The sequence below is a fragment of the Streptomyces sp. NPDC107500 genome, from assembly GCF_055582785.1.
In genome coordinates this window covers 980,191-1,007,082 of sequence record NZ_JBVJPF010000002.1, presented here as the reverse complement: position 1 = coordinate 1,007,082, position 26,892 = coordinate 980,191, and the positions used below count along the sequence as shown (strand labels likewise).

At 73.1% G+C, this 26,892-nt stretch carries 27 protein-coding genes; 16 read left to right on the top strand and 11 right to left on the bottom strand.

What is annotated here, in order from left to right; all coding sequences use genetic code 11:
• Positions 1 to 30 precede the first annotated feature (30 nt).
• Both ACZ67M_RS10520 and ACZ67M_RS10515 read left to right on the top strand, forming a co-directional pair.
• Positions 31 to 609 (top strand): NADPH-dependent FMN reductase, encoded by a 579-nt coding sequence (locus ACZ67M_RS10520; RefSeq protein WP_361364900.1) that lies wholly within the window; start codon positions 31 to 33, stop codon positions 607 to 609.
• Positions 606 to 977 (top strand): winged helix-turn-helix transcriptional regulator, encoded by a 372-nt coding sequence (locus tag ACZ67M_RS10515; RefSeq protein ID WP_469850483.1) that lies wholly within the window; start codon positions 606 to 608, stop codon positions 975 to 977. Before ACZ67M_RS10520 ends, ACZ67M_RS10515 begins: the two co-directional genes overlap by 4 nt.
• A 220-nt stretch (positions 978 to 1,197) precedes the next feature.
• Here ACZ67M_RS10515 and ACZ67M_RS10510 read toward each other — a convergent pair whose 3' ends face one another.
• Positions 1,198 to 2,007, bottom strand: coding sequence for an IclR family transcriptional regulator (locus ACZ67M_RS10510; RefSeq protein WP_469850481.1), 810 nt, complete (start codon positions 2,005 to 2,007; stop codon positions 1,198 to 1,200).
• Between the two features lie 76 nt (positions 2,008 to 2,083).
• Between ACZ67M_RS10510 and ACZ67M_RS10505 the strand changes: the two genes are divergently transcribed.
• Positions 2,084 to 3,058 (top strand): amidohydrolase family protein, encoded by a 975-nt coding sequence (locus ACZ67M_RS10505; protein ID WP_469850480.1) that lies wholly within the window; start codon positions 2,084 to 2,086, stop codon positions 3,056 to 3,058.
• Between the two features lie 198 nt (positions 3,059 to 3,256).
• Positions 3,257 to 3,922: a pyridoxamine 5'-phosphate oxidase family protein gene (locus ACZ67M_RS10500; RefSeq protein ID WP_469850478.1), complete on the top strand. Its 666-nt coding sequence runs from the start codon at positions 3,257 to 3,259 to the stop codon at positions 3,920 to 3,922.
• 42 nt (positions 3,923 to 3,964) lie between these two features.
• Here ACZ67M_RS10500 and ACZ67M_RS10495 read toward each other — a convergent pair whose 3' ends face one another.
• Positions 3,965 to 4,522, bottom strand: coding sequence for an NIPSNAP family protein (locus ACZ67M_RS10495; protein WP_392239990.1), 558 nt, complete (start codon positions 4,520 to 4,522; stop codon positions 3,965 to 3,967).
• A gap of 106 nt (positions 4,523 to 4,628) precedes the next feature.
• Here ACZ67M_RS10495 and ACZ67M_RS10490 point away from each other — a divergent pair, with 106 nt between their 5' ends.
• The 3 genes from ACZ67M_RS10490 to ACZ67M_RS10480 all read left to right on the top strand — a co-directional run bounded on the left by ACZ67M_RS10490 (position 4,629) and on the right by ACZ67M_RS10480 (position 8,510).
• Entirely contained in the window at positions 4,629 to 5,558 is a 930-nt protein-coding gene (locus ACZ67M_RS10490) for a helix-turn-helix transcriptional regulator (protein WP_469850475.1), read from the top strand.
• Between the two features lie 244 nt (positions 5,559 to 5,802).
• Positions 5,803 to 7,425 (top strand): PP2C family protein-serine/threonine phosphatase, encoded by a 1,623-nt coding sequence (locus ACZ67M_RS10485; protein WP_469850474.1) that lies wholly within the window; start codon positions 5,803 to 5,805, stop codon positions 7,423 to 7,425.
• Positions 7,422 to 8,510: a cobalamin B12-binding domain-containing protein gene (locus ACZ67M_RS10480; RefSeq protein ID WP_469850473.1), complete on the top strand. Its 1,089-nt coding sequence runs from the start codon at positions 7,422 to 7,424 to the stop codon at positions 8,508 to 8,510. The genes ACZ67M_RS10485 and ACZ67M_RS10480 overlap by 4 nt, the downstream gene beginning before the upstream one ends.
• On the opposite strand, the gene ACZ67M_RS10475 is transcribed toward ACZ67M_RS10480, so the two are convergent.
• From ACZ67M_RS10475 to ACZ67M_RS10465, 3 genes are all read right to left on the bottom strand, one after another.
• The gene (locus tag ACZ67M_RS10475; RefSeq protein ID WP_361364873.1) at positions 8,485 to 9,306 is read right to left on the bottom strand and encodes an alpha/beta fold hydrolase; all 822 of its coding nucleotides are present in this window, start codon (positions 9,304 to 9,306) and stop codon (positions 8,485 to 8,487) included. The two genes, ACZ67M_RS10480 and ACZ67M_RS10475, sit on opposite strands and share 26 nt — an antisense overlap.
• 189 nt (positions 9,307 to 9,495) lie before the next feature.
• Positions 9,496 to 10,425, bottom strand: a complete 930-nt coding sequence (locus tag ACZ67M_RS10470) for an endo-beta-N-acetylglucosaminidase H (RefSeq protein ID WP_392239985.1) — start codon at positions 10,423 to 10,425, stop codon at positions 9,496 to 9,498.
• 110 nt (positions 10,426 to 10,535) lie between these two features.
• Positions 10,536 to 11,255 carry a TetR family transcriptional regulator gene (locus ACZ67M_RS10465; RefSeq protein ID WP_469850470.1) on the bottom strand — a complete coding sequence of 240 codons (720 nt, stop codon included), beginning with the start codon at positions 11,253 to 11,255 and terminating at the stop codon, positions 10,536 to 10,538.
• A 97-nt stretch (positions 11,256 to 11,352) separates the two neighbouring features.
• Here ACZ67M_RS10465 and ACZ67M_RS10460 point away from each other — a divergent pair, with 97 nt between their 5' ends.
• Positions 11,353 to 12,852 carry an APC family permease gene (locus ACZ67M_RS10460; RefSeq protein ID WP_469850468.1) on the top strand — a complete coding sequence of 500 codons (1,500 nt, stop codon included), beginning with the start codon at positions 11,353 to 11,355 and terminating at the stop codon, positions 12,850 to 12,852.
• Between the two features lie 50 nt (positions 12,853 to 12,902).
• Positions 12,903 to 14,546: an amidohydrolase gene (locus ACZ67M_RS10455; RefSeq protein ID WP_469850467.1), complete on the top strand. Its 1,644-nt coding sequence runs from the start codon at positions 12,903 to 12,905 to the stop codon at positions 14,544 to 14,546.
• A gap of 59 nt (positions 14,547 to 14,605) precedes the next feature.
• On the opposite strand, the gene ACZ67M_RS10450 is transcribed toward ACZ67M_RS10455, so the two are convergent.
• Positions 14,606 to 15,916 carry an MFS transporter gene (locus ACZ67M_RS10450; RefSeq protein ID WP_469850466.1) on the bottom strand — a complete coding sequence of 437 codons (1,311 nt, stop codon included), beginning with the start codon at positions 15,914 to 15,916 and terminating at the stop codon, positions 14,606 to 14,608.
• A 185-nt stretch (positions 15,917 to 16,101) separates the two neighbouring features.
• On the opposite strand from ACZ67M_RS10450, the gene ACZ67M_RS10445 reads away from it, so the two are divergent.
• The 6 genes from ACZ67M_RS10445 to ACZ67M_RS10420 all read left to right on the top strand — a co-directional run bounded on the left by ACZ67M_RS10445 (position 16,102) and on the right by ACZ67M_RS10420 (position 21,653).
• The gene (locus ACZ67M_RS10445) at positions 16,102 to 16,854 is read left to right on the top strand and encodes a methyltransferase (protein WP_469850464.1); all 753 of its coding nucleotides are present in this window, start codon (positions 16,102 to 16,104) and stop codon (positions 16,852 to 16,854) included.
• Positions 16,851 to 17,657: a Rossmann-like domain-containing protein gene (locus ACZ67M_RS10440; RefSeq protein ID WP_392012532.1), complete on the top strand. Its 807-nt coding sequence runs from the start codon at positions 16,851 to 16,853 to the stop codon at positions 17,655 to 17,657. Before ACZ67M_RS10445 ends, ACZ67M_RS10440 begins: the two co-directional genes overlap by 4 nt.
• Entirely contained in the window at positions 17,654 to 18,751 is a 1,098-nt protein-coding gene (locus tag ACZ67M_RS10435) for a GHMP family kinase ATP-binding protein (RefSeq protein WP_392012530.1), read from the top strand. Before ACZ67M_RS10440 ends, ACZ67M_RS10435 begins: the two co-directional genes overlap by 4 nt.
• Complete coding sequence (locus ACZ67M_RS10430) at positions 18,672 to 19,802, top strand: pyridoxal-phosphate dependent enzyme (RefSeq protein WP_469850462.1); 1,131 nt, start codon at positions 18,672 to 18,674, stop codon at positions 19,800 to 19,802. Before ACZ67M_RS10435 ends, ACZ67M_RS10430 begins: the two co-directional genes overlap by 80 nt.
• A gap of 340 nt (positions 19,803 to 20,142) precedes the next feature.
• The gene (locus tag ACZ67M_RS10425) at positions 20,143 to 20,895 is read left to right on the top strand and encodes a GbsR/MarR family transcriptional regulator (protein WP_469850460.1); all 753 of its coding nucleotides are present in this window, start codon (positions 20,143 to 20,145) and stop codon (positions 20,893 to 20,895) included.
• A 98-nt stretch (positions 20,896 to 20,993) separates the two neighbouring features.
• Positions 20,994 to 21,653, top strand: a complete 660-nt coding sequence (locus tag ACZ67M_RS10420) for a TetR/AcrR family transcriptional regulator (protein WP_385802527.1) — start codon at positions 20,994 to 20,996, stop codon at positions 21,651 to 21,653.
• Positions 21,654 to 21,803: 150 nt separating this feature from the next.
• Here the strand turns inward: ACZ67M_RS10420 and ACZ67M_RS10415 are convergent, their stop codons facing one another.
• Positions 21,804 to 22,451, bottom strand: coding sequence for a TetR/AcrR family transcriptional regulator (locus ACZ67M_RS10415; protein WP_467320362.1), 648 nt, complete (start codon positions 22,449 to 22,451; stop codon positions 21,804 to 21,806).
• A gap of 126 nt (positions 22,452 to 22,577) precedes the next feature.
• Between ACZ67M_RS10415 and ACZ67M_RS10410 the strand changes: the two genes are divergently transcribed.
• The gene (locus ACZ67M_RS10410; RefSeq protein ID WP_469850458.1) at positions 22,578 to 24,200 is read left to right on the top strand and encodes an MFS transporter; all 1,623 of its coding nucleotides are present in this window, start codon (positions 22,578 to 22,580) and stop codon (positions 24,198 to 24,200) included.
• Between the two features lie 28 nt (positions 24,201 to 24,228).
• On the opposite strand, the gene ACZ67M_RS10405 is transcribed toward ACZ67M_RS10410, so the two are convergent.
• Genes ACZ67M_RS10405 through ACZ67M_RS10390 form a run of 4 tightly spaced genes read right to left on the bottom strand, consistent with a single transcriptional unit; the run spans position 24,229 to position 26,866 of the window.
• Complete coding sequence (locus tag ACZ67M_RS10405; protein ID WP_469850456.1) at positions 24,229 to 25,077, bottom strand: ATP-binding cassette domain-containing protein; 849 nt, start codon at positions 25,075 to 25,077, stop codon at positions 24,229 to 24,231.
• Positions 25,074 to 25,823: a cobalt ECF transporter T component CbiQ gene (cbiQ, locus tag ACZ67M_RS10400; RefSeq protein WP_361364830.1), complete on the bottom strand. Its 750-nt coding sequence runs from the start codon at positions 25,821 to 25,823 to the stop codon at positions 25,074 to 25,076. The genes ACZ67M_RS10405 and cbiQ overlap by 4 nt, the downstream gene beginning before the upstream one ends.
• Positions 25,824 to 26,162, bottom strand: coding sequence for an energy-coupling factor ABC transporter substrate-binding protein (locus ACZ67M_RS10395; protein ID WP_125493123.1), 339 nt, complete (start codon positions 26,160 to 26,162; stop codon positions 25,824 to 25,826).
• The gene (locus ACZ67M_RS10390; protein ID WP_392012507.1) at positions 26,159 to 26,866 is read right to left on the bottom strand and encodes an energy-coupling factor ABC transporter permease; all 708 of its coding nucleotides are present in this window, start codon (positions 26,864 to 26,866) and stop codon (positions 26,159 to 26,161) included. Before ACZ67M_RS10390 ends, ACZ67M_RS10395 begins: the two co-directional genes overlap by 4 nt.
• Between the last annotated feature and the right edge of the window lie 26 nt (positions 26,867 to 26,892).

The following is a 26,892-nucleotide window of genomic DNA, read 5'->3' as shown; positions in this document are numbered from 1 at the left end:
TACACCGCCTACGGAAGGCAGACGTTGACCATGAGCAAGCTGGAAATCATCGTGGCGAGCACGCGCCCCGGGCGTCTCGGTCCGAGTGTTGCCCGTTGGATCGAGTCGGAGGCCGTGGCGCACGGTGGCTTCGACGAGATCGAGGTGGTCGACCTCGCCGAGGTGAACCTGCCGTTCATGAACGAACCGCACCACCCGAGGCTCGGCCGCTACACCCATCAGCACACGCGCGACTGGAGCGCCAAGGTCGCGGAGGCCGACGCCTTCGTGTTCGTGATGCCGGAGTACAACTACGGCTACAACGCCGAGCTCAAGAACGCGATCGACTACCTCCACACCGAGTGGCAGTACAAGGCGGTGGGCATGGTCAGCTACGGAGGCGTGTCCGCGGGGACGCGCGCGGCGCAGATGATCAAGCAAGTGGTGACCACTCTGAAGATGACGCCCGTCTTCGAGGCCGTGTCCATCCCCTTCGTCCAGCAGTTCCTCGACGAGGACCGGCGTCTGCTGCCCAACGAGGTCATGACCAGTTCCGCCAAGGCGATGCTCGACGAACTGGTGCGCTTCACCGAGGCCCTGCGCCCGCTGCGCACCCCCGCCGCGGCGTGACCGCCGGCCCGACGCCCGGCGGGGGCGACATCCACCCGGTCTGCGTGCGGTTCCACAGGGCGATCGAGATGATCGGCGCGCGCTGGACCGGCGCGATCCTGCGGGCGCTGTTCACCGACCAGTGCCGGTACGCACAGATCAAGGCAGCCGTCCCGGGAGTCAGCGACACCATGCTGGCCCAGCGCCTCCGGGAACTCCAGCGCGACGGCCTCGTCGAGCGTCACGTCGTGCCCGCGACACCGGTGCAGGTGGAGTACCGGCTCACGCCCAAGGGGCAGGACCTGGAACCGGTCCTCGACGCGATCATCGCGTGGTCGCACACCTGGGTCCCCCTGCCCGGATCGGACCTGCCGGCGGGCACTCCATGATCACTAGCCCCTCTTCGGGCGCCGCCTGGCACTCGGCTTGGTGGCTGCCCGGCGCACCGACCTGCCCGAGCCCCTCGCGGAGGGGGACACGGCACTGCTCGCCGGGCTCGCGGCTCACCCGGCCCGATCAGGACGGCCACGGCGGCCAAGGCGGCGGCAGGCTCGGTCTGTGGCGCGGCCCCCGCCCGCCGTCGGTCCCACCGACGTGCGCCGGTAGGCGTCAGGGGAACCGACGCTCGCCGTCCTGCGAGAGCCGCCGGGAGATCGCCCTGGCCGTGGCCCGCACGGCCGGGCCGTAGCCGGCATCCGGAAAGCCGCTGGTGGGTGCCACGACCGACAGCGCGGCCACCACCTCGTCGCCGTCCCGCACCGGCGCGGCCACGGTGCTCAGCCGCCAGGGGTGACGCCGGCGGCCGAAGGCGTGGTCGCCACGCCGTACCTCCGCGAGGGCGCGGCGCAGGTCGGCGGGGCTGCGCACGTCTTCATGCCCGTTCCCGGGCTGGAAGGCGGCGATCGCGTGATCCTGGACGGCGGTCGGGGCGAACGCCAGCAGCACCAGGCCCACACCGGTGGACGTCAGTGGAAGGCGGCCCCCCACGCGGTAGCGCACGGGACTGGCGTCGCGTGCCGACAGGCGCTCGACGAGCAGAGCCTCCGTCTGGTCCCGCACGGCGAGCAGCACATGCTGACGGGTGACGTGGAAGAGATCGTCCATGAAAGGCATGGCCACGGCCCGCAGCCCATGGCCGCGAGGTGCCAGGGAGGCGGTCTCCAGCAACCGCAGTCCAACGACGAAGCGACCGTCGCCGAGACGTTCCAGCGCACCCGCGCGAACGAGCGACCGGGCTAGCCGCAGCGCGCTGCTGCGCGGGATGCCGCTGCGGTGCGCGAGGTCGGCGAGGGACAGCGCGCGGTGGTCGCTGTCGAACGCGCCGAGCAGGGCGAACGCCCGGTCCACGACCGGCTGCCCCTCGGCGGGCCGGCCGCCGCGCCCCCGCCGAGCACCACTGTCGGCGTGCGTTTCATTCATCGGAATCACCGATGCCAGTCTATGGCCGCCCTTCCTACGGTGGCCCCGTCCAGCCCCGCGAACCAGGAGCCACCGCATGACCTCGACCGGACTCATCGACGTCCACGCCCACTTCGTCACCGACGCCTACGTCGCCGCGGCCCGGTCCGCCGGCATCGAGCACCCCGACGGCATGCCCGGCTGGCCCACGTGGGCCGTCGACGAGCATCTCGACCTGATGCGGCGCTCGGGCATCGAGAAGTCGTACCTGTCGATCTCCTCGCCGGGCGTGCACTTCGGCGACGACGGCGCCGCCCGTTCCCTCGCGCGGGAGGTCAACACGTTCGGCGCCAGGGTCCGCGCCGAGAATCCGCAGCGATTCGGTCACTTCGCCTCCCTGCCGCTGCCCGACGTCGAGGGATCGCTCGCCGAGACCGCGTACGCTCTCGACACACTCGGCGCGGACGGTGTGGCGGTGGAGACCAACCACCACGGCGTCTACCTCGGTGACCCCCGGCTCGAACCGCTGTGGGAGGACCTCGGCCGACGCGGCGCCGTCGTCTTCGTCCACCCCACGTCACCGCCTCACGCCGACGAACTCGCCCTGGGCCGGCCGAGGCCGATGCTGGAGTTCCTCTTCGACACCGCCCGTACCGCGAGCGATCTGCTCCTCCGAGGCGTGCTCGCCCGCCATCCGCGTATCCGCTGGGTCCTGACCCACGGCGGGGGCGCACTGCCGCTGCTCGCCGACCGTGTGGAACTGTTCCGCACCCTGCTCGGCGGCGACCTCGGGGACGCCCCGGGCTCCGTGGAACAGCTGGGCCGCCTCTGGTACGACATGGCCGGAACGCCCTTCCCCCGCCAGATCCCCGCCCTCGACGCCGCCTTCGGCACCGAACGTCTCCTGTACGGCAGCGACTACTGCTGGACACCCGCCGACCTGGCCCTCGCCCAGGTCGAGTCGGTCGACTCGGCCGTACAGCCGTCCGCAACCGACACCTGGCGGGCCCTCACCAACCGCAACGCGCGGCGCCTGTTCACCGCGGACACGCAGTCCCTGCCCGGGAGTTGAGGCACGTCGAGCCGCGGCGTGGGGCCGAGAGGTCGTCTTGGTGGTCTCGAGTGTCCGCCGTCAACGACGGCGTGGAGGTGCCCAAGGAAACCGCGGACCCGGGCAGTTCATGGTCCACGACCTCCCGACCCGTGCCCTCGCAGATCGCCGGGGCACGCCCTCGTGACGTGCGGGGGAGCATCTTCTAGGGTCACCCATATGATGATCGACACCGGCGTCGCCGGCACGCCGTTCGATTCCCTTCAGGCGGACGCCCTCACCAGCCCGGACCAGTTGCGCGAGCGCTACCCGCAGCCGAGCCAGAGCGCGTTGCGCAAGGAGACCGACCGCCTGACCGAGGAGACCCGGGCGCTGATCGGCTGCTCCTCACTGGTGTTCATCGCCAGCGCGGACCACGAAGGCCGGGCGGACGTGACTCCGCGCGGCGGCCCGGCCGGGTTCGTCTCGGTGCTGGACGAGCAGACCCTGGTCATCCCCGACGCGACCGGCAACAAGCGGCTCGACACCCTGCACAACGTGCTGGAAACCGGACGCGTCGGGCTGCTCTTCCTCATCCCGGGCCGCCCGACCACCCTTCGGGTCAACGGCCGCGCCTGTGTTTCCGCGCGCCCGGAGCTGCTGGACCAGCTGACTCCTGTTGGAAAGCCTCCGGTCACCGCGCTTGTGGTGCATGCCGAGCAGATCTACCCGCACTGCCCGAAGTCACTGATGCGCGCCAACGCCTGGCGACCGGAGCAGTGGCTGCCCGCCGACGCCCAGCCGAGCAGCGCCGAGGTGACACTGGCGCAACTGAACCTGCCCGGCCTGACTCTGGACCAGATCGAGGAGGCCGAACGGGAATCACTGCGCCTGCGTTACGAATGAGTCCACGCGGACGAGTCGGCAGGCATATAAGCAACGGCTTCGTCAGGGCCAGTAGGGCTTCACCGGCTCCAGTCGCAGCCGTTGGGCCGGCCAGGGCGGTGGTTCGGCCGGGCCGAACCACACCCGGACGTCCTCCCCGGTGCGGACGGGCAGGCGGGGGAAGTCGTTCTCGGCGTGCTCGGTGCGGTGCAGCGCGTGGGCCTGGCTCAGGTGCCGTGCCGAGTAGGCGTCGAAGTCGCCGGCGTCCGTGGGACGACACACGGTCGCGAGCACCTCACCCGTCCCCGGCTCCGGTGTGAAGCCCGGGCCGCGCAGCAGCAGGACGTCGTCGCTGTCGGCCATGGTGGCGTTGGCGGTGTCACGGTGCTCCCGCCAGACCGGGCCGGTGTAGAACGCCTCCAGCGCGCGCCGGCGGTGCGCCATGTCGGGGAACGCGCGCAGCCATACGAAGCGGTCCTGGTCGTCCAGGTCGCGGAACCGCCCGCCGACGGTGATGCCGGCCGCCCGCTGACCGGTCACGAACTCGCGCTCGAACAGCTCGATCAGCGTCTCGCGGGCGCCGGGACGCAGGGTGTACTGCCGGAGTTCGACGATGCTCATGCGGTGGCCTGCTCCCTGCGGGTGAGGTCTGTCGTCCACTTGTCGCTCATGCGTCGCAGAGTAGGAGCGGTCCGCTGACATCCACTGTCAGTGGATACTGAGCGCCATGCGCGCGAGCCGGCTGGTCACCCTGCTTCTGCTGCTCCAGAACCGGGGCCGGATGACGGCCCGGCAGCTGGCCGACGAACTGGAGGTCTCCGTCCGGACGGTCTACCGGGACGTCGACGCCCTCGGCGCCGCGGGTATCCCGCTGTACGGCGCCGCCGGCCACGCCGGCGGCTACCGGCTGGTCGACGGCTACCGGACCCGCCTCACCGGACTGACCGTGGACGAGGCGCAGGCCGCCTTCCTCGTCGCACTCCCCGGCGCAGCCGCGGAACTCGGCCTCGGCGAGGCCCTCGCCGGCGCCCTGCTGAAGCTGCGGACCGCCCTTCCGGCGGAGCTGCGCGCGCATGCCGAGCGGATCCAGTCGGGGTTCCTTCTCGACGCCCCCGGCTGGTACGGCGACGTCGACCCCGTGCCTCATCTGGCCGTGGTCGCCGCCGCGGTGTGGGCGCGGCGGGCGGTGGTGCTGCGGTACCGGCGCTGGCGGGCGCCGGAGGAGATCGAGCGAAGGGTGGAGCCGTACGGGCTCGTCCTCAAGGCGGGCCGCTGGTACCTGGTCGCCGACGGGCCCTCCGGGATCCGCACGTACCGGGTCGACCAGATCAGGGGAGTCCGGCCGCTGGCGGAGGAGTTCGTCATCCCGGAAGGGTTCGACCTGGCCGGGTGCTGGAAGGCCTTTCAGACCGACTTCCGGGCGCGACTGCACACCGCGGACGCCCTGGTGCGGCTCACCCCTGAGGGCGCCCGCCGTCTCGGTGTGACACCCGCGGGTGACGGTTGGACGGAGGCCCGCGTGCCCATCGAGTCGATCGACCACGCCCACCGGGACTTCCTGCGGCTGGGCGCCGACGTCGAGGTCCTGGCACCCGCCGAACTGCGCGAGCGCATCGCCGAGACGGCACGGACCCTGGCCACCCGCTACGAAGGGTGACGCCGCCGGGCCTCTGCCCCCGCTCCTCCTCACCCAGGTCGTGCCGCCGTGGCGCGCGACGCCGGGCGGGGGTTCCGCACCTCAGGGCATACGACGGGCCGCGGGTCGTCACGGACGGTGATTCTTTGGGGCGGCTCTGTGGAGGGGCCCTGCTCACGCCTGTACCGTTGATGACAGGTGCCGCCCGGCAGTGACCGCGACAGGCAGGAGGATTCGGGAGACCCCTCTGGGACTCCCGAAGGTGATGGACGTTCCCGCCCCGTGCACGCACGACGTGGTCCGGGCCCAGGCCATCGACCTGGACCGGGTGCCGCACGCTGCCGTGACGCTCGCGCCCGACGGCTCGCTCGTGGGCCTCAACGCAGAGGCCGGACGCCTGCTCGACGGTGGGGGCCAGGCCGCGGTGCCGGCCTGGCTCACCGAGGCACACCGCCGCCTGAGCGGTTCCGGCGAAGCGGCCGACCGGTGCTGCGCCGGACCGGTGGGTGACCGGCACGTCGAGGCCCGTCCGGTACCGGAAGGCGACGGCAGCGTCGTCTGGTGGCTGCTGGACGTCACCGACCGGGTGCGCGCCGAACGCGACCTGCGGGAGGAGCGCGAGCGCGCCGCGGTCCTCGCGGAGGTCTCCACCGCCCTGGCGTCCGCTCTCAACGCCGACCGCTGCCTGGAGCTGACGGCACGCACCGCGGCGGACCACCTGGCCGAGGCTGCCGTCGTCGTCACTCCCGCCGGAGGCGGCCGGCACACCCTCGCCCTGGCCCGGCGCGACGGCCCCGTCACCATGACCCGGCAGGCCATCGGTCCCGCGGCGCTGCCCGGTCTGGCGGACGCCCTCGCGGGCTTCCCGCCGGTCACCGCGCGCTGGATACCTCCGGGCGACCTGCCGTCCTGGGCCGGCGTCGCGGAGCTGCCCGCACCCGTGCGATCCGTCAGCGTCACGCCGCTTCCCGGGCACGGCGAGTCCGCGGGGGCGCTCGTCCTGCTCCGTACCGGCTCCAGGGCGTCCTTCACCCCCGCCGAGGAGGAGTTCGCGCGGTCCTTCGCGGTGCGGGCGGGGGCGGCGCTGTCCTCCGCCCGCGCCTTCGCCGAGCAGGCGGACATCTCCGCTGTCCTCACGCGTGACCTGCTGCCGCCGATCCTCGGACCGCTCGGCGGAGTCGAGTACGCGGGTGCCTACCGGGCGGCGCGGGACGCCGATCAGGTCGGCGGCGACTTCTACGACGTCCATCCGGGCGCCGGTGCCGGGGACGAGACACTTGTCGTCCTGGGCGATGTGGCGGGCAAGGGGCTCGAGGCCGCCGTCCTCACCGGACGCATGCGCAGCACGCTCCAGGCACTGCTGCCCTTCACCGGGGACCACGGACGGGTTCTGAGCCTGCTCAACCAGTCCGTGCTGATCTCACGGCACAACCGCTTCGCCACCCTTGTACTCGCCTCCGTGCGCCCTACCCCGGGCGGTGTGACGCTGCGTGTGACGAGCGCCGGGCACCCCCCGCCGCTGGTCGTACGGCTCGACGGCACCGTGGAGGAGGTGCCCACCCACGGCATGGCGGCCGGCGTGGTCGCACAGGTGACCTCGCGGACGGCCGAGATCGTGCTCGCACCGGGTGACACCTGCCTGCTGTACACCGACGGGGTCACCGAAGCCCGCGGGGGCCCCTTCGGAGACGAGTTCTTCGGTGAGGCACGCCTGGCCAAGGTCCTCGCCGAATGCGGCGGCATGCTGCCCCACGCGGTGGTGGAGCGGGTGCAGATGGTCGCCGGCGAGTGGATCCGCGGGGGGCGGCACGACGACATCGCCACCGTCGCCGTCGGCGCTCCCCGGATCGACGGCTCCCCGGATCCGCCGCCCGAGGACGGGACGTGACCGGGGCGGAGCTGGACGCTCTGCGCGACGGCCTCTGGCAGGCGGTGGTCAGCGGTGACGAGGGCACCGCACTCGCACTGGTCCGGCAGGCCCGTACGTCCGGCGCCGACCCCGAGACGCTGCTGGTGGACGTCGTGGCCGCTACTCAACGGCGGATCGGCGCGGCCTGGGCCGAGGGCAGGCTCACCGTGGCGCGGGAGCACGCCGCGACCGCGATCAACGACCGTGTCGTCACCCTGCTCACGACACCGGACGAAGGCGCGCGACCCGCACCGCGGCGCGGCCGCGTGGTCGTGGCCTGCGTGGAGGGGGAGTGGCACGCCCTGCCTGCTCGCCTGGTCACCGAAGTACTGCGTCTGCGGGGCTGGCGGGTCGACTTCCTCGGCGCCCGGACACCCACCCGGCACCTGGTCAACCACCTGCACCGGTGCACCGCCGACGCCGTGCTGCTGTCCTCGTCGCTGCCGACACGGTTGCCGGCGGCCCACGCCGCCGTCACCGCCTGCCAGGCCGTCGGCACCCCCGTCCTGACCGGCGGCGCCGCCTTCGGGCCCGACGGCCGCTACGCCCGGCTGCTCGGCGCGGACGGCTGGGCGCCCGGCGCCCAGGAGGCCGCCGACATCCTGGCGGCCGGACTGGAGCGCCCGGCCAACGCCGCGGTCCGGCACCCTGTCGACGACCTGCCGCACCTGGCCGACCAGGAGTACACCCTCGTCACCCGGGCCCGCCCCCGGCTGGTCAAGCAGACCTTCGCCGACCTGTCCGAGCGCCTTCCGGCCGTACGCCGCTACGACGACGAGCAACGCGAGCGCATCGCCGAGGAGTTGGCCCACACGGTGGACTTCCTCGCCGCGGCCCTCTACGTCGACGACACCGACCTCTTCACCGGCTTTCTCGGGTGGACGGCGGACATCCTCACCGCCCGCGGCATCTCCTCCCGGTGCTCGCTGTCGCCGGCTCTGAGCGCGCTCGGAGAACAGCTGCACGACTTTCCGCGGTCCCGACGCCTGCTGGACGAGGGAGCCCTCGCCCTCGGCGACCCCGCGGGCCCGGTGAACGTCACGCCGAGGGAAGGGCCGCGGTGAGCAGCGACAGCAAGCGGCCCGGCGCGTCCTCCTGGAGCAGGTGGCCCGCGTCCTCGATCCAGTGCAGTTCGGCATGTGGGATGCGGTCGCGCAGCCACTCGGCGTACTGAGGGGGCAGGATGCGGTCCTCGCGGCCCCAGACGATCCGCACGGGAAGCGGGATCTCGCCCAGCAAGTGCTCGTAGGCGACGGTGTCCGCCTGCCTGATCTGGCTGTACTGGCGGTAGAAGGCGGCCTGCCCCTCGGCCCCCAGCCAGGGTGCGAGGAAGCCTTCGAGGACTTCCGGCCGCAGGCCGACCCGCGTGGCGTGCCGCAGGTGGCTGGTGACCAGTGCTTCGTGCGCGTAGTCCGGAAGCTGCTCGAAGACCTCCCTGTGCTCCAGCATGAGCCGGAAGAGCCCCCGCTCCCACTGCCCGCCGCTCACCGCGTCGAACAGGGTCAGATCCCGGTACTCCCTCTTCTCCAGCAAGAGCGTCCGCAGCGCCACCGCCCCGCCGATGTCGTGCGCGACGACGCTGGGGCGGTCCCGCCCCCAGTGGTCGAGGAGCCGGGCGAAATTCCGTGCGTGGGCCGCCAGGCTCAGGTCCTGGCCCTCGTGCCGGTCCGACTGGCCGAAGCCGAGGTGGTCGAAGACGAAGACCGTGCGGGTGCGGGCGAGGGCCGGGGCGATGTCCCGCCAGAGGAAGGACGAGTACGGCGTGCCGTGCACCAGCACGATCGGGTCGCCGCTGCCCATGACGTCCCACCGGATCACCCCTTCGGGCGTCTCGAACTCCTCGCCGAGCCTCCAGTCCATCACCGGTCTCCCTTTCGGTCTCCCGTAACTCCTGTCACTTGGAACACGCCCGACGCGTCGCGGGCAAACGTCTCGGGCGGGCACAGCGGCCCGAGCCCGGTCCGGGACGTCCGTGGCACCCAGGCGCGTCCGCTGCCGCCCCGCCGACGCCTGACATCGTTGTCGACGGGGCGGCCCACCTGTTGGCCCCTAGGGGGTGTACACGGCCTCGCTCCCGTACAGCTCCCTCGTGAACGCCGAGACGTCCGCGCTGCGGTCGGAACCGTCGAGGTTGTACGTCAGGTAGACGCCGTAGCCCTCGCTGACCGTGCGGCGGGCGAGGCTCGTGACCGTGCTCTGCGAGGTTCGGCCGATCTCCACGGCGGCCGGGGACAGCCGCGACTTGGGGAGGCCGATGCCGGGGACCTGCCAGGTGCCGTAGTACGGGTTCCAGGCGTAGTCGAACTTGGAGGAGACGTCGACGCCGCCGTAGGACAGGCGCGAGGCGGACGGGCCGATGTTGTAGAGGCTGATGATCTTGTCGGGCATGTTCGCGCGCAGTGCCGTCACCAGGTGCACGAACGAGCTGTCGTTGGGCTGGGCGGTGCCGTTATTGCCGTACTCGGCGTATTCGTCGTCGAAGTCGATGCCGTCGAGTCCGTACTCGGCCACGGCGTCCGACATCTCCTTCGCGAACGCGGAAGCCGTCTGCTGGGACGTGAAGTTGGCGAACCCCGCGCCCTGGTGGTTGCCCAGCACCGAGAGGACGACCTTGATGCCCTTCTGCTGCAACGGCCGTATCTCCGTGGCGGCGTTGTCGAGGACGCGCTGCACGTTCTCGTTGAAGTGCAGGTACGCCTTCTTGGAGCCGGTGTCGTAGTTGATGTTCGCCGCGAAGATCACGGCGACGTCGAAGGCGTTTCCGCCGCCGTCGGCGAGCGTGTACTTGCCGGCGTTGAGCATGCTGTTGTTGTTCACCTCGATGTAGGCCACCGAGGTCGGTCCCTGCTTCGCGGCGGCGGGCGAGGGTGCGGGTGCCGCCGTCGCGCCGGTCGTGGTGGTCGTGCCGAGGGCGAGGGCCGCGACGGCCGAGAGTGCGAGGGCGGCGGTGCGCACTCTGCTCCGTACCGGATTGGACATCGTTGTCGGTCTCCCATCGCGTGGCGGCGCCCGACGGGTTCAAAGGCGCCTGGTGAGCCTCCGAGTGTTCCGTCGACGTGACCGAATCCCGGGAAGCGTGCGCCATTTCTTCACGACTTCCACGCACGGGCCGCCCCGGCCCGGCCCAACCGCGCCTCGAACTGGGCCAGTAGGAGGTCGAGGGTGTCGGGGAACGCCGAGTGCGCGCCCCCGGGCAGGTGCTCGCGGACGGCGTGGACGTGCGGATGGGTGTCCGCGGGCAGGTTGCCGTAGACGTCCTTCCAGACCGTGCTCTCCTGGGTGCGCTGGGCCTCGGTGAGGTCGCAGAGCCGCGCGTCGAGGGCGGCGTGGGCGAGGACGGTGTCGATGAAGGCGAGGTAGAGGCGCACCGCGTCCGGGGGAGCGAAGCCCGCCCCCAGGAGGATCCCGATGCCCGTGTCCACGGCACGGCATTCCGCCGGGCCCGCGGTGACCCGGGCGGCCCTGAGCATGGCCAGGCGCGGATGGCGGAGGACCGATCGGTGCACCCGCGTCCCGAAGTCCCGGAGCGAGGCGACCCAGTCCTCCCGGGGCGTGAAGCCGTCGAGCGAGTCCCCGATCAGCCGGTCGGCCACCGCCAGGAGCACGGCGTCGGTGTTGGCGAAGTAGCGGTAGACCGCCGACGGGTCGCACCCCAGCGCCTCGCCGAGCCGACGCACGGTGAAGGCGCTGCTGCCCGGCGCCTCGACCAGCTCCAACGCCGCCGTGACGATCCGCTCCTCGCTCAGGACGGTGCCGCCCCGGGTCGGCCGCCTGCGCTTGCGTCCGACGGGGATGCGCTGTGACTCCACCTTCTCGCCCTCCGCTCGTCCTTACGACAACTTATTGACGTAAGTATGGCGCAGTTGTTTCATCGGCGCACCCCCTCGCCACGAGAAGGAGCGCACCATGGCCGTTGTCCAGCCGGGGACGAAACCGCCCGGCCCGCAGCTGCGCCGCACGCTGGGCGTGCGCGACGGCATCGCGATCGCGGCGTCCAGCACGGCCGCCACGACGAGCATCGGCATCGGCATGGGCGCCCTCGCCCTGTACGCGGGCCGGCAGACGCCGGCGCTGCTGATCGTCGCGGTCCTGCCCATCCTCGGCATCGCCCTGTCCTACGCGCGGCTCAACCGCACCGAACCGAACTGCGGCAACGGGTACACCTGGGTCGGACGTTCGGTCGGAGCCTGGCCCGGCTTCCTCACGGGCTGGGTCGTGCTCGTCGCCAGCGTCGTCTTCATGGCGTACACCGGTGCCGTCACGGGGTCGGTGATCCTCCAGTTCGCCAACAAGCTCGGCGCGCACACGCTGTTCGGGATCGCGCTCGACCCGGGCTCCACCGGGGTGAGTACGGTGATCGGCTTGCTGGCCCTGGTGGTCGTCACCGTGACGGCCGTGACGGGGGTGCGCTCCGCGACCCGGCTGCAATGGGCCCTGCTGGTCTTCGAGTACGCGGTGCTGCTGGTGTTCTGCGCCTGGGCGGTCGTGGCGGGGGACCAGCCGTTCTCGTGGTCCTGGCTGAACCCGTTCGCGATCGGTTCGGCCCACTCCCTGGCGCAGGGGCTGGTGCTGGCGGTGTTCGTCTTCTGGGGCTGGGACGCCGCCTTCACCGTGAACGAGGAGACGAGGAACGCCTCCGACGCCTCCCGCGGCGGGTTCATCGCCCTGCTGGCCATGCTCGGCCTGCTGGTGTTCGCCGCCGTCGCCTTCCAGCGGATGATGGACACCGGCGAGCTGGTCGCCCAGGGTCCGCAGGCGCTGACCCGCCTCGGCGCCATGCTCGCCCCCGAGCCCTGGGCGTCACTGCCGCTGGCGGCACTGATGTGCTCCGCCTTCGCCTCGCTCCAGTCCTCGGTGATCCCCACCGCACGCGGCGCCCTGGCCATGGGCCGGGACCAGACGCTGGGACGGCTCTGGACCCGGGTCCACCCCCGCTACGGCTCTCCCGCGGCCGGCACCGTCATGATCATGGGGCTGGCCGCGGCCGTCGCGGTCCTCGCGGTCGGCATCCCGAGGATCAACCTGATGATCCTGACCGCGGTCAACTCCATCGGCCTGATCGTCTCCCTCTACTACGGCCTCACCGCGCTGGCCTGTGCCGTACGGTTCCGGGGCGCGCTGCGCGACGGCCCACTGGAGGCCGCGCGCGGCGTGATCGTCCCCGGCGCCGCCGCCCTGGCCCTGTTCGGCCTCGGGGCCTTCCTCGCCTACCGGTACGCGACGATGAGCGACCACTTCGCGGTGTCCCCGGACAACGGCTGGTTCATGCTGCTGATCCCGGCCGCCTTCGTCCTCACCGGGCTGATCGCCGCCGCCGTCGCCAAGTGGCACCGCCGCTCGCCCTACTTCGGCACCGGCCGGGGCACCGACGCCGACGCCCTCGCCCTGCCGATGGACGCGCCTTGACCCCCCGTACGACGCCGAACACCACCCATCACCCGCCCTGGAGAGTCGCCTTGTCCGCCCCCACCACCGCCGACCTGGTCTTCACCGGCGGCCCCGTCCACACCGTCGACCCCGTCCGCCCCCTCGCCACCTCGGTCGCCGTCCGCGGCGACCGGATCGTCGCCGTCGGACACGACGAGGTCACCGACCTGATCGGGCCGGCCACCGAGGTCGTGGACCTCCACGGCAGGCTGCTCGTCCCCGGCTTCCAGGACGCCCACGCCCATCCCGTCGGGGCGGGGGTGGAGATGGGGCAGTGCGACCTGTCCGGTGCGGGCGGCGCGGACGCCTGCGCGGCCGCCGTCCGCGCCTACGCCGACGCCCACCCCGAACGCCCGTGGATCACCGGCGGCGGATGGTCCATGGAGGCGTTTCCCGGCGGGCTGCCGGACCGGCGGCTGCTGGACGCGATCGTCCCGGACCGGCCCGTCTACCTGGTCAACCGCGACCATCACGGAGCCTGGGCCAACAGCCGGGCGCTGGACGTCGCCGGTGTCACCCGGGACACCCCCGACCCGGCCGACGGACGGGTCGAGCGGGACGCCCGCGGCGTGCCCACCGGGATGCTCCAGGAGGGTGCCATGAGCCTGGTCGCCCGGCACGTCCCGCCCGTCACCCCCGACGAGCAACTGGACGGACTGCTGCGCGCCCAGTCCCTGCTCCACTCCCTCGGCGTCACCGCCTGGCAGGACGCCCTCCTCGGGGACCACGCCTCCACCGCCGACCCGGCACCCGCCTACCGCCGGGCCGTCGAGCGGGGCCTGCTGACCGCCCGGGTCCGCGGCGCCCTGTGGTGGGACCGCGCGCGCGGACTGGAACAGCTCCCCGAACTGCTCGCGCGACGGTCCGAGTTCACCCTCGGCACGCTGAACTGCCACACCGTCAAGATCATGCAGGACGGCATCGCGGAGAACCACACCGCGGCGATGCTCGCCCCCTACCTCACCGCGTGCGGATGCGCGTCCGGCAACGCGGGGATCTCCTTCGTCGCCCCGGGGGAACTCGCCGGGATCGTCACACGCCTGGACGCCGAGGGCTTCCAGGTCCACTTCCACGCCCTCGGCGACCGGGCCGTGCGCGAGGCGCTGGACGCCGTCGAAGCCGCCCGCCGTGCCAACGGGTACCGGGACAACCGGCACCATCTCGCCCACCTCCAGGTGGTCGACACCGCCGACGTCCCGCGCTTCCGCGCGCTCGGCGCCACCGCGAACGTGCAGCCCCTGTGGGCCGCGCACGAGCCGCAGATGGACGAGTTGACCATCCCGTTCCTCGGCGACCTGCGGGCCGCCCGGCAGTACCCCTTCGCGGACCTCGTGCGCGCCGGGGCGCCGTTGGCCTTCGGCAGCGACTGGCCGGTCTCCAGCCCCGACCCGATCGCCGCCCTCCACACCGCCGTCAACCGCCACCAGCCCGGATCCGGACGGCCCGTCTTCCTTCCCGAGCAGCGCGTCACACTCGCCGCGGCCCTGACCGCCTACACGGCGGGCAGCGCCTACGTGAACCACCTCGACGGCACCGGCACCGTCGCGCCGGGAATGCTCGCCGACCTCGTCGTCCTGGACCGCGACCCGTTCGCCCACCCGGCCGAGGAGATCGCCCTGACCCGAGTGGAGCAGACCTTCGTCGCCGGGCGTCGGGTGCATTACGCCGCCTAGGCCGGGTTTTTGAGGCGGTGCACGCCGGGGCCGCCCGCTACCGGTCGAAAGAGGCACCGTCAGCGGGCGGCTCCGGCCGGGCGTGGTTCGGCGTGGTCCGGTTCCGGGCGGTGGGAGAAGCCGCGGGAGGACGGGACCAGGGCGGCCGCGGCGGGTGCCGCGAAGCAGGTGACCGCGCAGACGACCAGGACGGGCCTGGCGCCGAAGGCGTCGATGGCGGGGGCGATCAGGGCGAGTCCGAGCGGGGCCAGGCCGTACGAGAGCAGGAAGTCCAGGGAGGAGACCCGGGCCAGCTTTTCCGGTGCCACCTCGCGTTGTGCGGCGGTGAACCAGGGCACGTTGAACAGCTCGATGCCGACGCCCGCGACGGCGTAGGCGGTCATCACGACGGCGGGGTGCACGGGGAACACGAGGCTGAGGGGCGCGAATCCGTAGGCGGCGAGGCCGGCCAGCGCGGCCCGGCCGGGGGAGCGGGGGCGCCAGCGGGCGATGAGCAGCGCACCGGCCAGTGCTCCGGCGGTGTAGGCGGTCATCGCGCCCGCGAGGACGACCTCGGTGCCGTAGTCGTCCCTGCTGACCAGGGGCAGCGCCACACCGGTCGCCGAGTAGCCGGTGGCTATGACGGCCGTCAGCGCGCCCAGTCCCGCGACGAACCAGGGGTGCCGGCGGGCCTCCCGGACGCCGTCCGCGAACTCCGCGAGGAACGAGCCGCCCCGGGCGCCGCCCGAGGTGGCCGGTTCCTCCCGCGTGAGGTCAACGGGCCGCGCGCCGCGGCCGGGTACGCACGCGGCGACCAGCCACAGCAGTCCGATGCCCATCAGGAGCGCCCGGGTGTCGAGGAACACGGCGAGCAGGGCGGCCAGTGAGGGGCCCACAAGGGTGGTGACGCGTACCGCGAGGGTCATGGCGGCGTTCGCCTGCTGCCTGCGGCCGGCGTCCACCACCTCGGCGGTCAGGGCCTGGTAGGCGGGGCGGCAGGCACCCTGCCCGGCTCCGGCGACCACGGCCGCGGTCGCCATCAGCGGCACCGAGCGGTCAAGGCCGGCGGCCAGCACCGGGGCCGCCGCCGCGGAGGCGAGCCCCGCCCACAGGACGACGCTCCGGCGGGAGTGCCGGTCGGCCAGTACCCCGGCCACGGGCACGGCGGCGAGGAACCCCACGGTGCGGGCCGCGAGCAGCAGGCCGAGGTCGGTGGCGCCGAGGGTGCGGTCGAGTACCGCGAGCCCGAGCACGAACGGCAGGGCCCAGGTGGCCAGGCCCGATGCGGTGGCGCCCGTCCACAGGCGGAGGAACGCGGCGTCGAGCAGGATGGGCCGTTGCCCTCCGGACCCGGCCCCGGCGTACGTGGTCGGTGCGGGTGAGGTCGGCACGATGGAGCGCTCCAGTCCTGGTGGGGTGAACGTACGGGTGGTGGTGCGGAGTTGGGCGGTGGGGCCGAGGCATGACAGCGGACGGCCGGGCGTCGTCCAGGCAGACTATCGTAATGACAATCATTTCCGTTAGTGTTCCTGCCGGCACCCCGCCACCCCCTTCCCGCGAGCCCGAGGAGCCTCACGTGGACCCGACCGCAACCGGACCCGCCCTCCTGGACCATCTGCCCCCGCCCTTGGCCGACGACCGGATCATCGCCCTCAACCAGCCGAAGGGCGACCTGCACACCACCCGTGCCTACGAGTGGAACGGCTGGACGTTCGACGTCCCGCCCGGCGTCTTCATACCCGGCTGGACCAGCCGCCTGATCCACGAGCGGCTGCTCGACGGCCGCATCGAGACACGGCACCGCCGCTACGCCGCCATGGGCGTGGGCCTCGGTGTCGAGGCGGTCGCCGCCGCCCACCGCGGTGCCCGGGAGATCCACGCCGTCGACGTCCATCCCGAGAGCGTCGTTGCCGCCGCCCGCCACTACGCGCGCATCGTCGGTGAGCGCCCGGACACCGCCTTCCTGCCGATGGTCGGCGACCTCTTCGACGCCGTACCGGACGGCCGGAGACTGGACGTCGTCACCTTCAACCCGCCCGCCGTCAGCCGGACCGTCAGCGACGACCCCGACGTCGTACGCAACGTCTGCGTGGGCGCGTCGCTGCTGGCGAGGTTCTTCGCCCAGGCCGCGGAGAGGGACCTGCTCGCCCCCGGCGGCGAGATCTTCGTCATCGCCTCCAACACCGCGGATCTGCGCGGCATCGTCCGGCACGCCCTGGACCACGGGTTCCACCCGGAGACGGAGTACCTCCACGACTGGGGGGACGGCGTGCTGACCTTCCTGTTCCGCTTCACCCGTGACGTCCCCGGCGCCGGAGGGCGGGCATGAAGAACACCGAGGACCTGCTGACCGCCGTCCTGGCGGGCGAACTCGGTCCGCGTCCCGCCGGGCTCGTGGCCACCAGCGTGTTCTGGATCCACCACGGCACGCGGCTGGCCGGCGGCGACACCACGTACCTCAACCAGTACGTCCTCGTCCGGCTGGGCGGCTCCTTCGGGGGCTGTGCGTTCGAGGCGGGCGAGGTCGATCCGTCCCTGTGCCGCGACGCCTCCGGCGCACCCCTCGACTCCCTGCTGCGCGAGGCGCCCCGCCCGCTGAAGATCGCCGCACTCGACGCCTACCTCTCCGAAGCCCGCCCGCACCGCGAGGCCGGGGCCGAACCGGTCGTGCTGCCCGCCGGGACGCCCGAGGTCCGGGCGCGGGCCCGGGACGCGGCCATCGCGGGACTGCTGGACACCGGACCCGGCGCGCGGGTCGGGCTGATAGGCGTCGTCAACCCGCTCGTCGCCGCCATCCGCGAGCGCGGCGGCACCCCCCTGCTCTGCGACTTCAACCTCCGCACCACCCAGTGGGGCGACCGGGTCACCGACGACATGCACGAGGTCCTCGACACCGCCGAGGCCGTGATCGCCACCGGCATGACCCTCAGCAACGGCACCTTCGACACGGTCCTGGCGCGCTGCCGCGAACGGGACGTGCCGCTGGTGGTCTACGCGCAGACCGGCAGCGCCGTGGCCCGCGCGTTCCTCGGCGCGGGCGTGACGGCCCTGTCCGCGGAGCCCTTCCCCTTCTCCCAGTTCAGCGCGGAGCCCACGACGCTGTACCGCTACCGGGCGGCGGACGGCGCATGACGGCGACCGCCCCGCGGGCCACCACCCGACGCGCCACCACCGACGCGGGCCCGGGCGACGGCGCCGGCACCGGACACGCCGCCTGCCACCACGGCGAGATCCTCCAGGGCGTCTTCCTGGACGAGCGCGGGCGTCCCTGCCAGGCGCTGGTCACCCTGCCGATGAACGGGCCCGGCAGCACCGCCCACTTCACGCCCCGGACCGGCACCCCGCCCGACGACGTGCGCGTGACGCCCGCCGGACGCACCAAGGCGCGGGCGGCGGCCGTCCTCGCGCTCCGGGAGTGCGCCGCACAGCTGTCCGCGGCGACCTGCGGCGGAGTGCTGACGTTGACCGGCGACATCCCCGTCGGGCTGGGCATGGGCTCCTCCACGAGCGACGTCATCGCCACCGTGCGCGCGGTCGCCGACGCGTGGGGCGTACGGCTGCCGCCGCGGACCATCGCCGGGCTGGCCGTCCGGGCCGAGGGCGCCAGCGATCCGCTGATGCTCGCGCCCGGCCCGCCGCTGCTCTTCGCCCAGCGCGAGGGCCGCACCCTCGAAGCGCTGGGCCCCGCCCTTCCGCCCGCCGCCGTGCTGGGCTGCGCCCTCGGCGGCGGCGCCCCCGTGGACACCCTCGCCCTGCCCGCCCCCGCCTACGAAGCCCGCGACCTCGACACCTACGAGCACCTGCGCCGGATGCTGCGGCGGGCGGTGTCCGACGGCGACTCCGCCCTCCTGGGACGGGTCGCCACCGCCAGCGCCCGCCTCGGTCAACGCCGCCTCGCGCACGCGGAGTTCCCTGTCCTCACCCGCATCGCGGACCGGGCGGGCGCCGTCGGCGTGCAGGTCGCCCACAGCGGCAACGTGGCCGGCGTCCTCTTCGACCCCCGGGCCCCCGGCCTGAACGCCCGGCTGCACCGCTGCGCGCGGGATCTGGAACGCGAGGGCATCACGCCGACCCGCGTCTTCACCACCCACCCGAGCCCCGACAGCCCCACCAGCCACCAACCGACCCCGAGTGAGGACTCCTCCCGTGGACGCGCACATCTCGGAAGCCATCGGCCGGCCGGACCTGATACGTCTCGACGACGGACTCGTCTGCCTGCGGTTTGAGACGATGAAGGTGGTCTCCGCCCTGGCCGCCGTACGCCACCTGCTCGACACCGGAGCGGTACGGCGCGGCGACACCCTCGTGGACAGCTCCAGCGGGATCTACGCCTACGCCCTCGCGCTGGCCTGCCACCGCTACGGCATGCGCTGCCACATCGTCGGCTCCACCACCGTCGACCACACCCTGCGCACCCAACTCGCCGTACTGGGCGCCCGCCTGGAGCAGATGGAACCCAGCGCGAACCTGAAGCTCGACCAGAGCCGCCGGGTCGCGCGGGTACGGGAGATCCTGCGCGACCACCCGGACTACCACTGGATGCGCCAGTACCACGACGACATCCACTACCTCGGCTACGAGGCCGTCGCCGAGCGGATCCACGCCGAGACCGGCACACGGGCGCTGACCCTCGTGGGCGGCGTGGGTTCCGGGGCCTCCACCGGCGCGCTCGCCCAGTACCTGCGCAAGCGTTCGTCCGGTGTGCGGCTCGTCGGCGTCCAGCCCTACGGAAGCGTCACCTTCGGCAGCGAGCACGTCCTGGATCCGGAGATCATCATCGCCGGGATCGGCAGCTCCATCCCGTTCGGCAACGTGCGCCACGACCTGTACGACACCGTCCACTGGCTCGCCTTCGACGCGGCCCGCGCGGGGAGCGTCGACCTGCTGCACCGGCACGCCGTCTTCGCCGGTCTGTCCACCGGCGCCGCCTACCTCGCCGCCCGTTGGGAGAGCCGCGTCGAGCCTGCCCGGACGACCGTGTTCATCGCCGCCGACACCGGTCACCGGTACGTCGACACGGTGTTCACCGGCCACCACGAGGCCGCCGCCGTCGAGCAGTTGGCGCCCCGTCAGGTGACCACCCCGGACGAGCTGGCGATGCCGTGGTCGCGCATGGACTGGAGGGGCGCGGCGGCGCCGCCGAACGGGTTGTTCGCGGAGAGCCCCCGTTGGGCTGGTGCTCCGGCCTGGCCGCCCCCGGCGGGTGGGGTTCGAGGCCGGCGGCCTCCTGGTGGAAGGCCGCCGGGGCCGGTGGATCAGGGCAGTCCAGGGCGATAGCGCGCAACCTCATCGTCACAGGCTCCGGGCGCCGATGTCTCCGTAGGACGTGGACGCCCGGATGTGCGGGGCGCCGGAGTTGCCGAGGGTCCGGTTCTTCGCGGGTGCGGCCGCGGAGTTCCGCTCCTTGGCTTCGTTGTTTCTGCTGATGGAAAGGTAACGTTGCGTTTGTGGAGCGTGCCTTTTGCTCGTTGCGTTCGCCTGAGTAGTGCGCAGTGCAGGGCGCTAAACTGTTGCAATGGGGTGCGGGATGCTGCAACAGCCGCTCGATGAGGCGTTGCAATGAAATGACCGTGAACGCTATGCTCCAACCGCGCCACGGAACACGAGGGAGGCCGCGATGCCCGGAGGCAGACTCACCGAGCAGGAACGTCAGCAGATCGCGCTGGGAGTGGCCGACGGCCTCGCCTACGCGGAGATCGCCAGGCGTCTCGACCGCCCGACCTCGACCGTCACCCGCGAGATCATGCGCAACGGCGGCCCCACCGCCTACCGCGCCGACCTCGCCCACCGGGCCACCGAACGCCGCGCCCACCGCCGCAGGCGGCCCGCGCCCCGGGCGGTCGAGGCACCGTCGGTGGCCGACGGGCGGGACACCGAGGCCGTGCGGGAGTTCGAGGACGTCTTCACCACCGTCCTCATGCAGTCCGGTATGCCCAAGATGATGTCCCGGGTGATGGCCTGCCTCACCATCACCGACTCGGGCAGTCTCACCGCCGCCGAACTCGTCGAGCGTCTCCAGGTCAGTCCGGCGTCCGTGTCCAAGGCCGTGGCGTTCCTCGAGGCCCAGGGCTTCGTCCGGCGGGAGCGCGACGAACGTCGCCGCGAGCGCTACGTCGTCGACGACGACATCTGGTACCAGTCGATGATGGCCAGCGCCCGCAGCACCCTCCAGATCGTCGAGACCGCGCGGCAGGGCGCCGGCGTCCTCGGCTCCGGCACTCCCGCCGGGGCCCGCCTGGAGAACGTCGCCCGGTTCCTCGACTTCGTCTCCGAAGGCATCGCCCGCGCCGCCGAGCAGGCCCGCGACATCCTGTACGTGAAGGCCGAGACGCCCTCCGGTGACCGCGCCGCGCCGGCCGAGGAGCGCTGACGATCGGCGGCCACGCCCCTGTTCACGCCACGTGCCAGAATGGAATCTCCGTCACCCCCACCGTCCCGCCGCCCCCGCAACGCCGCCCCGAGGTCGCCGTGTCCAAGCCCGTCGCCCGTGAGCCGCAGCGACGCAACGCGCGGTCCAACCGGGCACGCATCCTGGCCACGGCCCGCCGGGAGCTGGGGCGGAATCCGGACACCACGCTGGAGGAACTGGCCCGCGCCGCCGGAGTCGTACGGCGCACCCTCTTCGGCCACTTCCCGGGACGCGCGGCGCTCCTGGAGGCCCTCGCCGAGGAGGCGTCCGAGGTGCTGCGCGGCGCGATGGCCGCCGGGGCGGAGCGGGTCGGGCCCGGTGAACCGGCCGACCGGGCGCTCGCGCACTTCGTGCTGCTGATGTGGCCCGTGGGCGACCGCTACCGGATGCTCCTCGCGCTGGCCCGGCACGACCTGGGCGTGGAGCGCGTCGCCGAGATCCTCGCCCCGGCCCGTGCCGAGGTCACCGCCATCCTGGAGCGCGGCCAGCGGGACGGCGTCTTCCCCGCGCATCTGCCGCCGGCCGTGCTGAGCGCCGGGCTGGAGGCGATGACCGTCGCCCTCCTGGAGCAGGTCAACACCGGGGCCCTGGAGGACGACGGCACCCGGGCCGCCGTCGCCACGCTCATCGCGGCGGGCGTGCCCCAGCGCCGCGCGCACACGGTGGTCGCGGAGGCCGACCCGGCACCGGTACCGGAGGAGCCCGCCTCCGACGCGTAGGCCACCGCCTGCGCCCGCCGGGTCCGCCTCCGCCGTGGGAGGTCATCGGCCCGAGTCCGCAGAGTCCGCCTCCGGCGCGTAGGCCACCGTCTGCGCCCGCCGAGATCCTCCCCGGCGCGCGGATCGCCGGCCGCTCCCGTGTCGATCGGGTCATCGGTCGCGCCCCGGTCCCACGGAGAGGCGTCCGGCTTGCGCCGTCTCCGTCGCGGTCCCGCTCTCCACCCCCGCCGCCACCAGCGCGGCCACCGCCGCCCCCGTGCCGTCGTCCTCCCAGGTTCCCGACCGCGCGCAGCCCAGCAGTGCCAGCAGGTGTGCCTCCAGGGCAGCCCCCAGCACCCCCGCCGGAACGCCGGTGTGGAAGGCGCCCGCCCGCTGTCCGCGGACGATGATCGCGGTGACCGTGTCACGGGCGGGGCCGAGGACGGCGCGCACCGGATCGGGGTCGAGTCCCCGGCGGCGGGCGAGTGCGATGAGCGTGCCGTAGCGGTCGCCGACCGGCCAGAGCGCGCGGACGAAACGGGCCAGCGCGGTCGTGGGGTCGTCCTCCGGGGTGGGCGCGTCCGGTCCGGCGAGGGCATGCCGTACCGCCCGCGCGGCCTCCTCGACCAGCCCTTCGACCAGCGCGTCCCGGCCGGTGAAGTGGCCGTAGACGGTGCGGCGCGCCACGCCGGCCGCCGCGGCGACCTCCGCGAGGCTGCTGTCGGGATCGCGGACCAGCAGCCGCTCGGCCGCACCCAGGATCCGGGCCCGGGTGCTCGTCCCACCGCTTCCGCTGCTCGCGCCGCGTCCCCTTCGCATGCCGCCTCCCGCCTCCTCGGCCTCATGGAGCAGTCATATTTGCACACCACTGTGCAACAAACTACGCTGACGTTTGTCTGCACATCGATGGGCAATTAACTTGCCCGCGTTTTCCCGGAGCCCTCCATGCCCCTACTGGCCACCACCCCCGTCGAGAAGATGAACGGGCCCTACCCACGGCGCTGGTGGGCCCTCCTCGTGCTGTGTCTGAGCCTGCTGATCGTCGTCATGGCCAACACGTCCCTGATCGTGGCCGCGCCGGACATGACCGCCGACCTGGGCCTGAGCAGCAGCGACCTGCAGTGGGTCATCGACGGCTACACCGTCCCGTACGCCGCGCTGATGCTGGTGCTCGGCGCGATCGGCGACAAGTACAGCCGCCGCGGCGCCCTGATCACCGGACTGGTGATCTTCGCGGGCGGCTCGGTGATGGGCAGCCTGGTCGAGGAGACGGGGCTCGTCATCGCGGCCCGCGCGGTCATGGGCGTGGGTGCCGCCGTCGTCATGCCGGCCACCCTGTCGCTGCTGGTCGCGGTCTTCCCCAAGGGCGAGCGGACCCGCGCCATCACCGCCTGGACCGCCACCTCCGGACTCGCCATCGCGGTCGGCCCGCTGGTCGCCGGCTGGCTCCTGGAGGACCACGCCTGGGGTTCGACCTTCCTGGTCAACGTCCCCATCGCGGTCCTCGCCGTCGTCGGCGCGCTGCTCCTCGTGCCGCCGTCCAAGGCGGCCGGCATGGGCCGGATCGACTACGTGGGCGGTCTGCTCTCCATCGTCTCCGTCGGTTCCCTGGTCTACGCGACCATCGAGGGCCCGCACTTCGGCTGGGGTGCCGGCCCGGTCACCGCCGCCGTCGTGGCGGGCGTCGGCCTGCCGGCCTTCGTCGCCTGGGAGCTGCGCCATCCGCACCCCATGCTGGACGTGCGCCGGTTCCTGCTGCGGCCCTTCAGCGGCTCGATGCTGGCCGTGCTGTTCTTCTTCTTCGGCACCTACGGCGCCATCTACTACGCCACGCAGTTCCTCCAGTTCGTCCTCGGCTACGGCGCGCTGGAGACGGGCGTACGGCTGCTGCCGCTGGCCGGCGCCGTGTTCGTCGGCGCCGCGGTGACCGGGCGGCTCACCCCGAAGCTGGGCGTGAAGGCCATGGTCGGCTCCGGCATGGCGATCGGCACGGCCGGTGTCTTCCTGCTGGTCCTGATCGACCAGGACTCCACCTACGCCGACTTCCTCGCCCCGATGCTGCTCCTCGGCCTCGCGATCGGCCTCAGCGTCTCCCCGGCCACCGACACCATCATGGGCACCTTCCCGGAGGACGAACTGGGCGTCGGCGGCGGCGCCAACGACACCGCGCTCGAACTCGGCGGCTCGCTGGGCATCGCCGTCCTCGGCTCCCTCCTCGGCACCGCCTACCGCGACGAACTGGCGAGCCTGGTGGGCGACCGCCTGCCGGCCGCCGCGCTGAACACCGCCCAGGACTCCGTGGGCGGCGGACTCGCCGTCGCCCAGCGTCTCGCCACCGACCCGGCCGCCGGCCCCGAGCAGGCGCGGGCCCTCACCGACGCCGTCGACCGGGCCTTCGCTCACGGCGTCTCGTCGACCAGCCTCGTCGGCGGCATCATCATGGCCGCCGGCACGCTGATCGTCCTCGCCGTCCTGCCGGGCCGCCGCCGCGGCGGCGCCGAGGACCGCCCCGAGGGCGAGCCGACGGCTGCCAACCCCGAACCGGAGCACACCGACTCCGCGCGGTGAACCAGGGCCGCCCCGGCCGGCGCACGCGTCAGTCGGCCAGGGCGGCCAGCTCCTCCGGAGTGCGCGGTCCGGCCCCCGACTCCGGCAACAGGCCCCGCGCCCGCAGCAGTCCGGCCGCCGCGACGCCCCACGGCAACCGCAGCCCCGCCTGCCGCAGCAGATCCGTGCGGGCCAGCGTCGCGGCCGTCGGACCGGTGCGCACACCGTCCGGGGTGAGCAGCGCGGCATCGTCCGACCAGCGCAGGGCGAGGTCGACGTCATGAGTGGCCATCACCACCGTGGTGCCGCCCGCGCGGAGCCGGTCCAGCGTGGCGAGCAGCCGCTCCTGGCCGTCCGGATCGAGCCCGGCGGTCGGCTCGTCCAGGATCAGCACCCGGGGCCGCATCGCGACCGCCCCCGCGATCGCCGTCCGCTTGCGCTGCCCGTAGGACAGCAGATGGGTCGGCCGGTCGGCCAGCGCCCCGATGTCCAGCGCGGCGAGCGCCTCGTCGACCCGGGACCGGACCTCCGCGTCCGGCAGGCCCAGGTTCAACGGACCGAAGGACACGTCCTGCCCCACCGACGCCGCGAAGAGCTGGTCGTCCGGGTCCTGCACCACCAACTGCACCGTGGTCCGCAGCCGGGTCAGCCCCTTGCGGTCGTACGCCACCGGCTTCCCGCCGAGCGTCAACGTCCCCGCACGCGGCCTCAGTCCGCCGCTCAGCAGCCGCATCAGCGTGGTCTTGCCGCTGCCGTTGCGGCCGAGGATCGCCAGCGCCCGACCCTCGCGCACCGAGAAGTCCAGCCCGGCCAGCACGTCCGGGCCCTCCTCGTAGGCGAAGGCCGCACCCCGCAGGGCGACCAGCGCCTGAGCCGTGGCCTCGCTCGTTCCCTTCACGACAACGGCCCTTCCAGTACGAGGGTGAGGGCGGCCAGTGCCGCCAGCAGCGCGCCGCTCGCCGCCGTGAAGGCCACGGAGACGCGGGCCTCGGGCACCAGGACCCGCAGGGTGCCGTCGTAGCCGCGGCCCGCGAGCCCGGACTGGAGCCGCGCCGCCCGGTCGAAGGCCCGCACGAAGGCCGTGGCGCCGAGCCCGCCCAGCGAACGCCAGGTCGCGGCCCGGGTGGTGTGCCCGAGCCGCGCCGCCTGCGCCTCCCGGATGCGGCGCACCGAGTCCAGCAGCAGGAAACTCATCCGGTACGTCACCAGCGCCACGTCCACGACCGGCGCGGGCACCCCCGCCCGCACCAGCCGGGGCAGCAGGTCCGACATCGGCGTGGTGAACGCGAACAGCAGCACCCCGAGCGAGGCCGCCGAGGTCCGCAGCAGCAGCTCACCGGCGCGCACCGGCCCGCCCTGCGCCACCGTCAGAAACCCGTCCGCGCCCCCGACCTGGACGAGCAGCGGCAGCGCGCCCGTCACACAGAAGCCCAACGGCACCCGGTACGCCCGCCACAGCCGCCGTCCGGGCACCCCCGCCGGGCCGAGCAGCACCGCAAGCGCCGTCACCAGCACCAGCGCCGCGCCCGGCCAGGGCGGCAGCGAGATCGCGAGCACGGTCAGGCCGAGACCGAGCACGGCCTTGTCCACGGGGTGGCGGCGGCGCCACCGGCTGCTGTGGGCCGCCGCGTCGATCGGCAGCACTCAGTCCCCTTCGGGGGTGTCCCGCAGTGCCGCCGCCGCGCGCTCCTCGCCCTGCCGCCGGCCTCGGCGCACACCGAAGTAGTACGCCAGCACGCCCGCGCCGAGCGCGGCCTGCACCGCGAACAGCGCCGACTCGATCTCCCCGGACGGCGGTTCGTACAGCGGCGAGAACCACGGCTCGTAGTCCGGCTCGATCTCCGTGATCGCCGTCTCCGCCTCCGCGTCCGCGCCGGCGAACGGCTCCTCCTTGTGGTCGCCGAGCCCCAGCACCAGCGGCAGCACCGCGAGCGCGGCCACGGCGAGCAGCAGCAGGGCGTTGATCTTCGCGTTGCGGGTCATCGGGCCACCGCCTCCTGCTCGTCGGACGGGGTCTTGCCGGACCGGGTCAGCAGTACGCCCAGCCGGGTCAGTTCGCCCTTGCTGGACTGCACCAGCAGCCGCATCACGATCACCGTGAGCAGGCCCTCGCTGACCGCGAGCGGGATCTGCGTGACGGCGAAGATGGAACCGAACTTGCCGAGGGCGCCGGTGAATCCGCTGCTCGGGTCCGGGAAGGCCAGCGCCAGCTGCACGCTGGTCACGCAGTAGGTGGACAGGTCGGCGACGAAGGCGGCGAAGAACACGGCGACCATCAGCGGCACGTCGTAACGGCGCAGCAGCCGGTAGACGCCGTACCCGGCCCAGGGACCGACGATCGCCATCGAGAAGACGTTGGCGCCCAGCGTGGTCAGCCCGCCGTGGGCGAGCAGCAGCGCCTGGAAGAGCAGGGTGATGGTGCCCAGTACCGCCATGATCGGCGGCCGGAAGAGGATGGCGCCCAGACCGGTGCCGGTCGGATGGGAGCAGCTCCCGGTGACGGAGGGCAGTTTCAGGGCCGACAGGACGAACGTGAAGGCACCGGAGGCGCCGAGGAGCAGCGTGCTCTCCGGGTGCTCCCTGACCTCACGGGTGAGTGACCGGACTCCGTGGACGACGAACGGCGCGGACGCGACACCCCAGGCGATCGCGTGCGCCGGTGGCAGAAAGCCCTCGGCTATGTGCATGGCTCAGCAGACCCTCTCCAGCACCT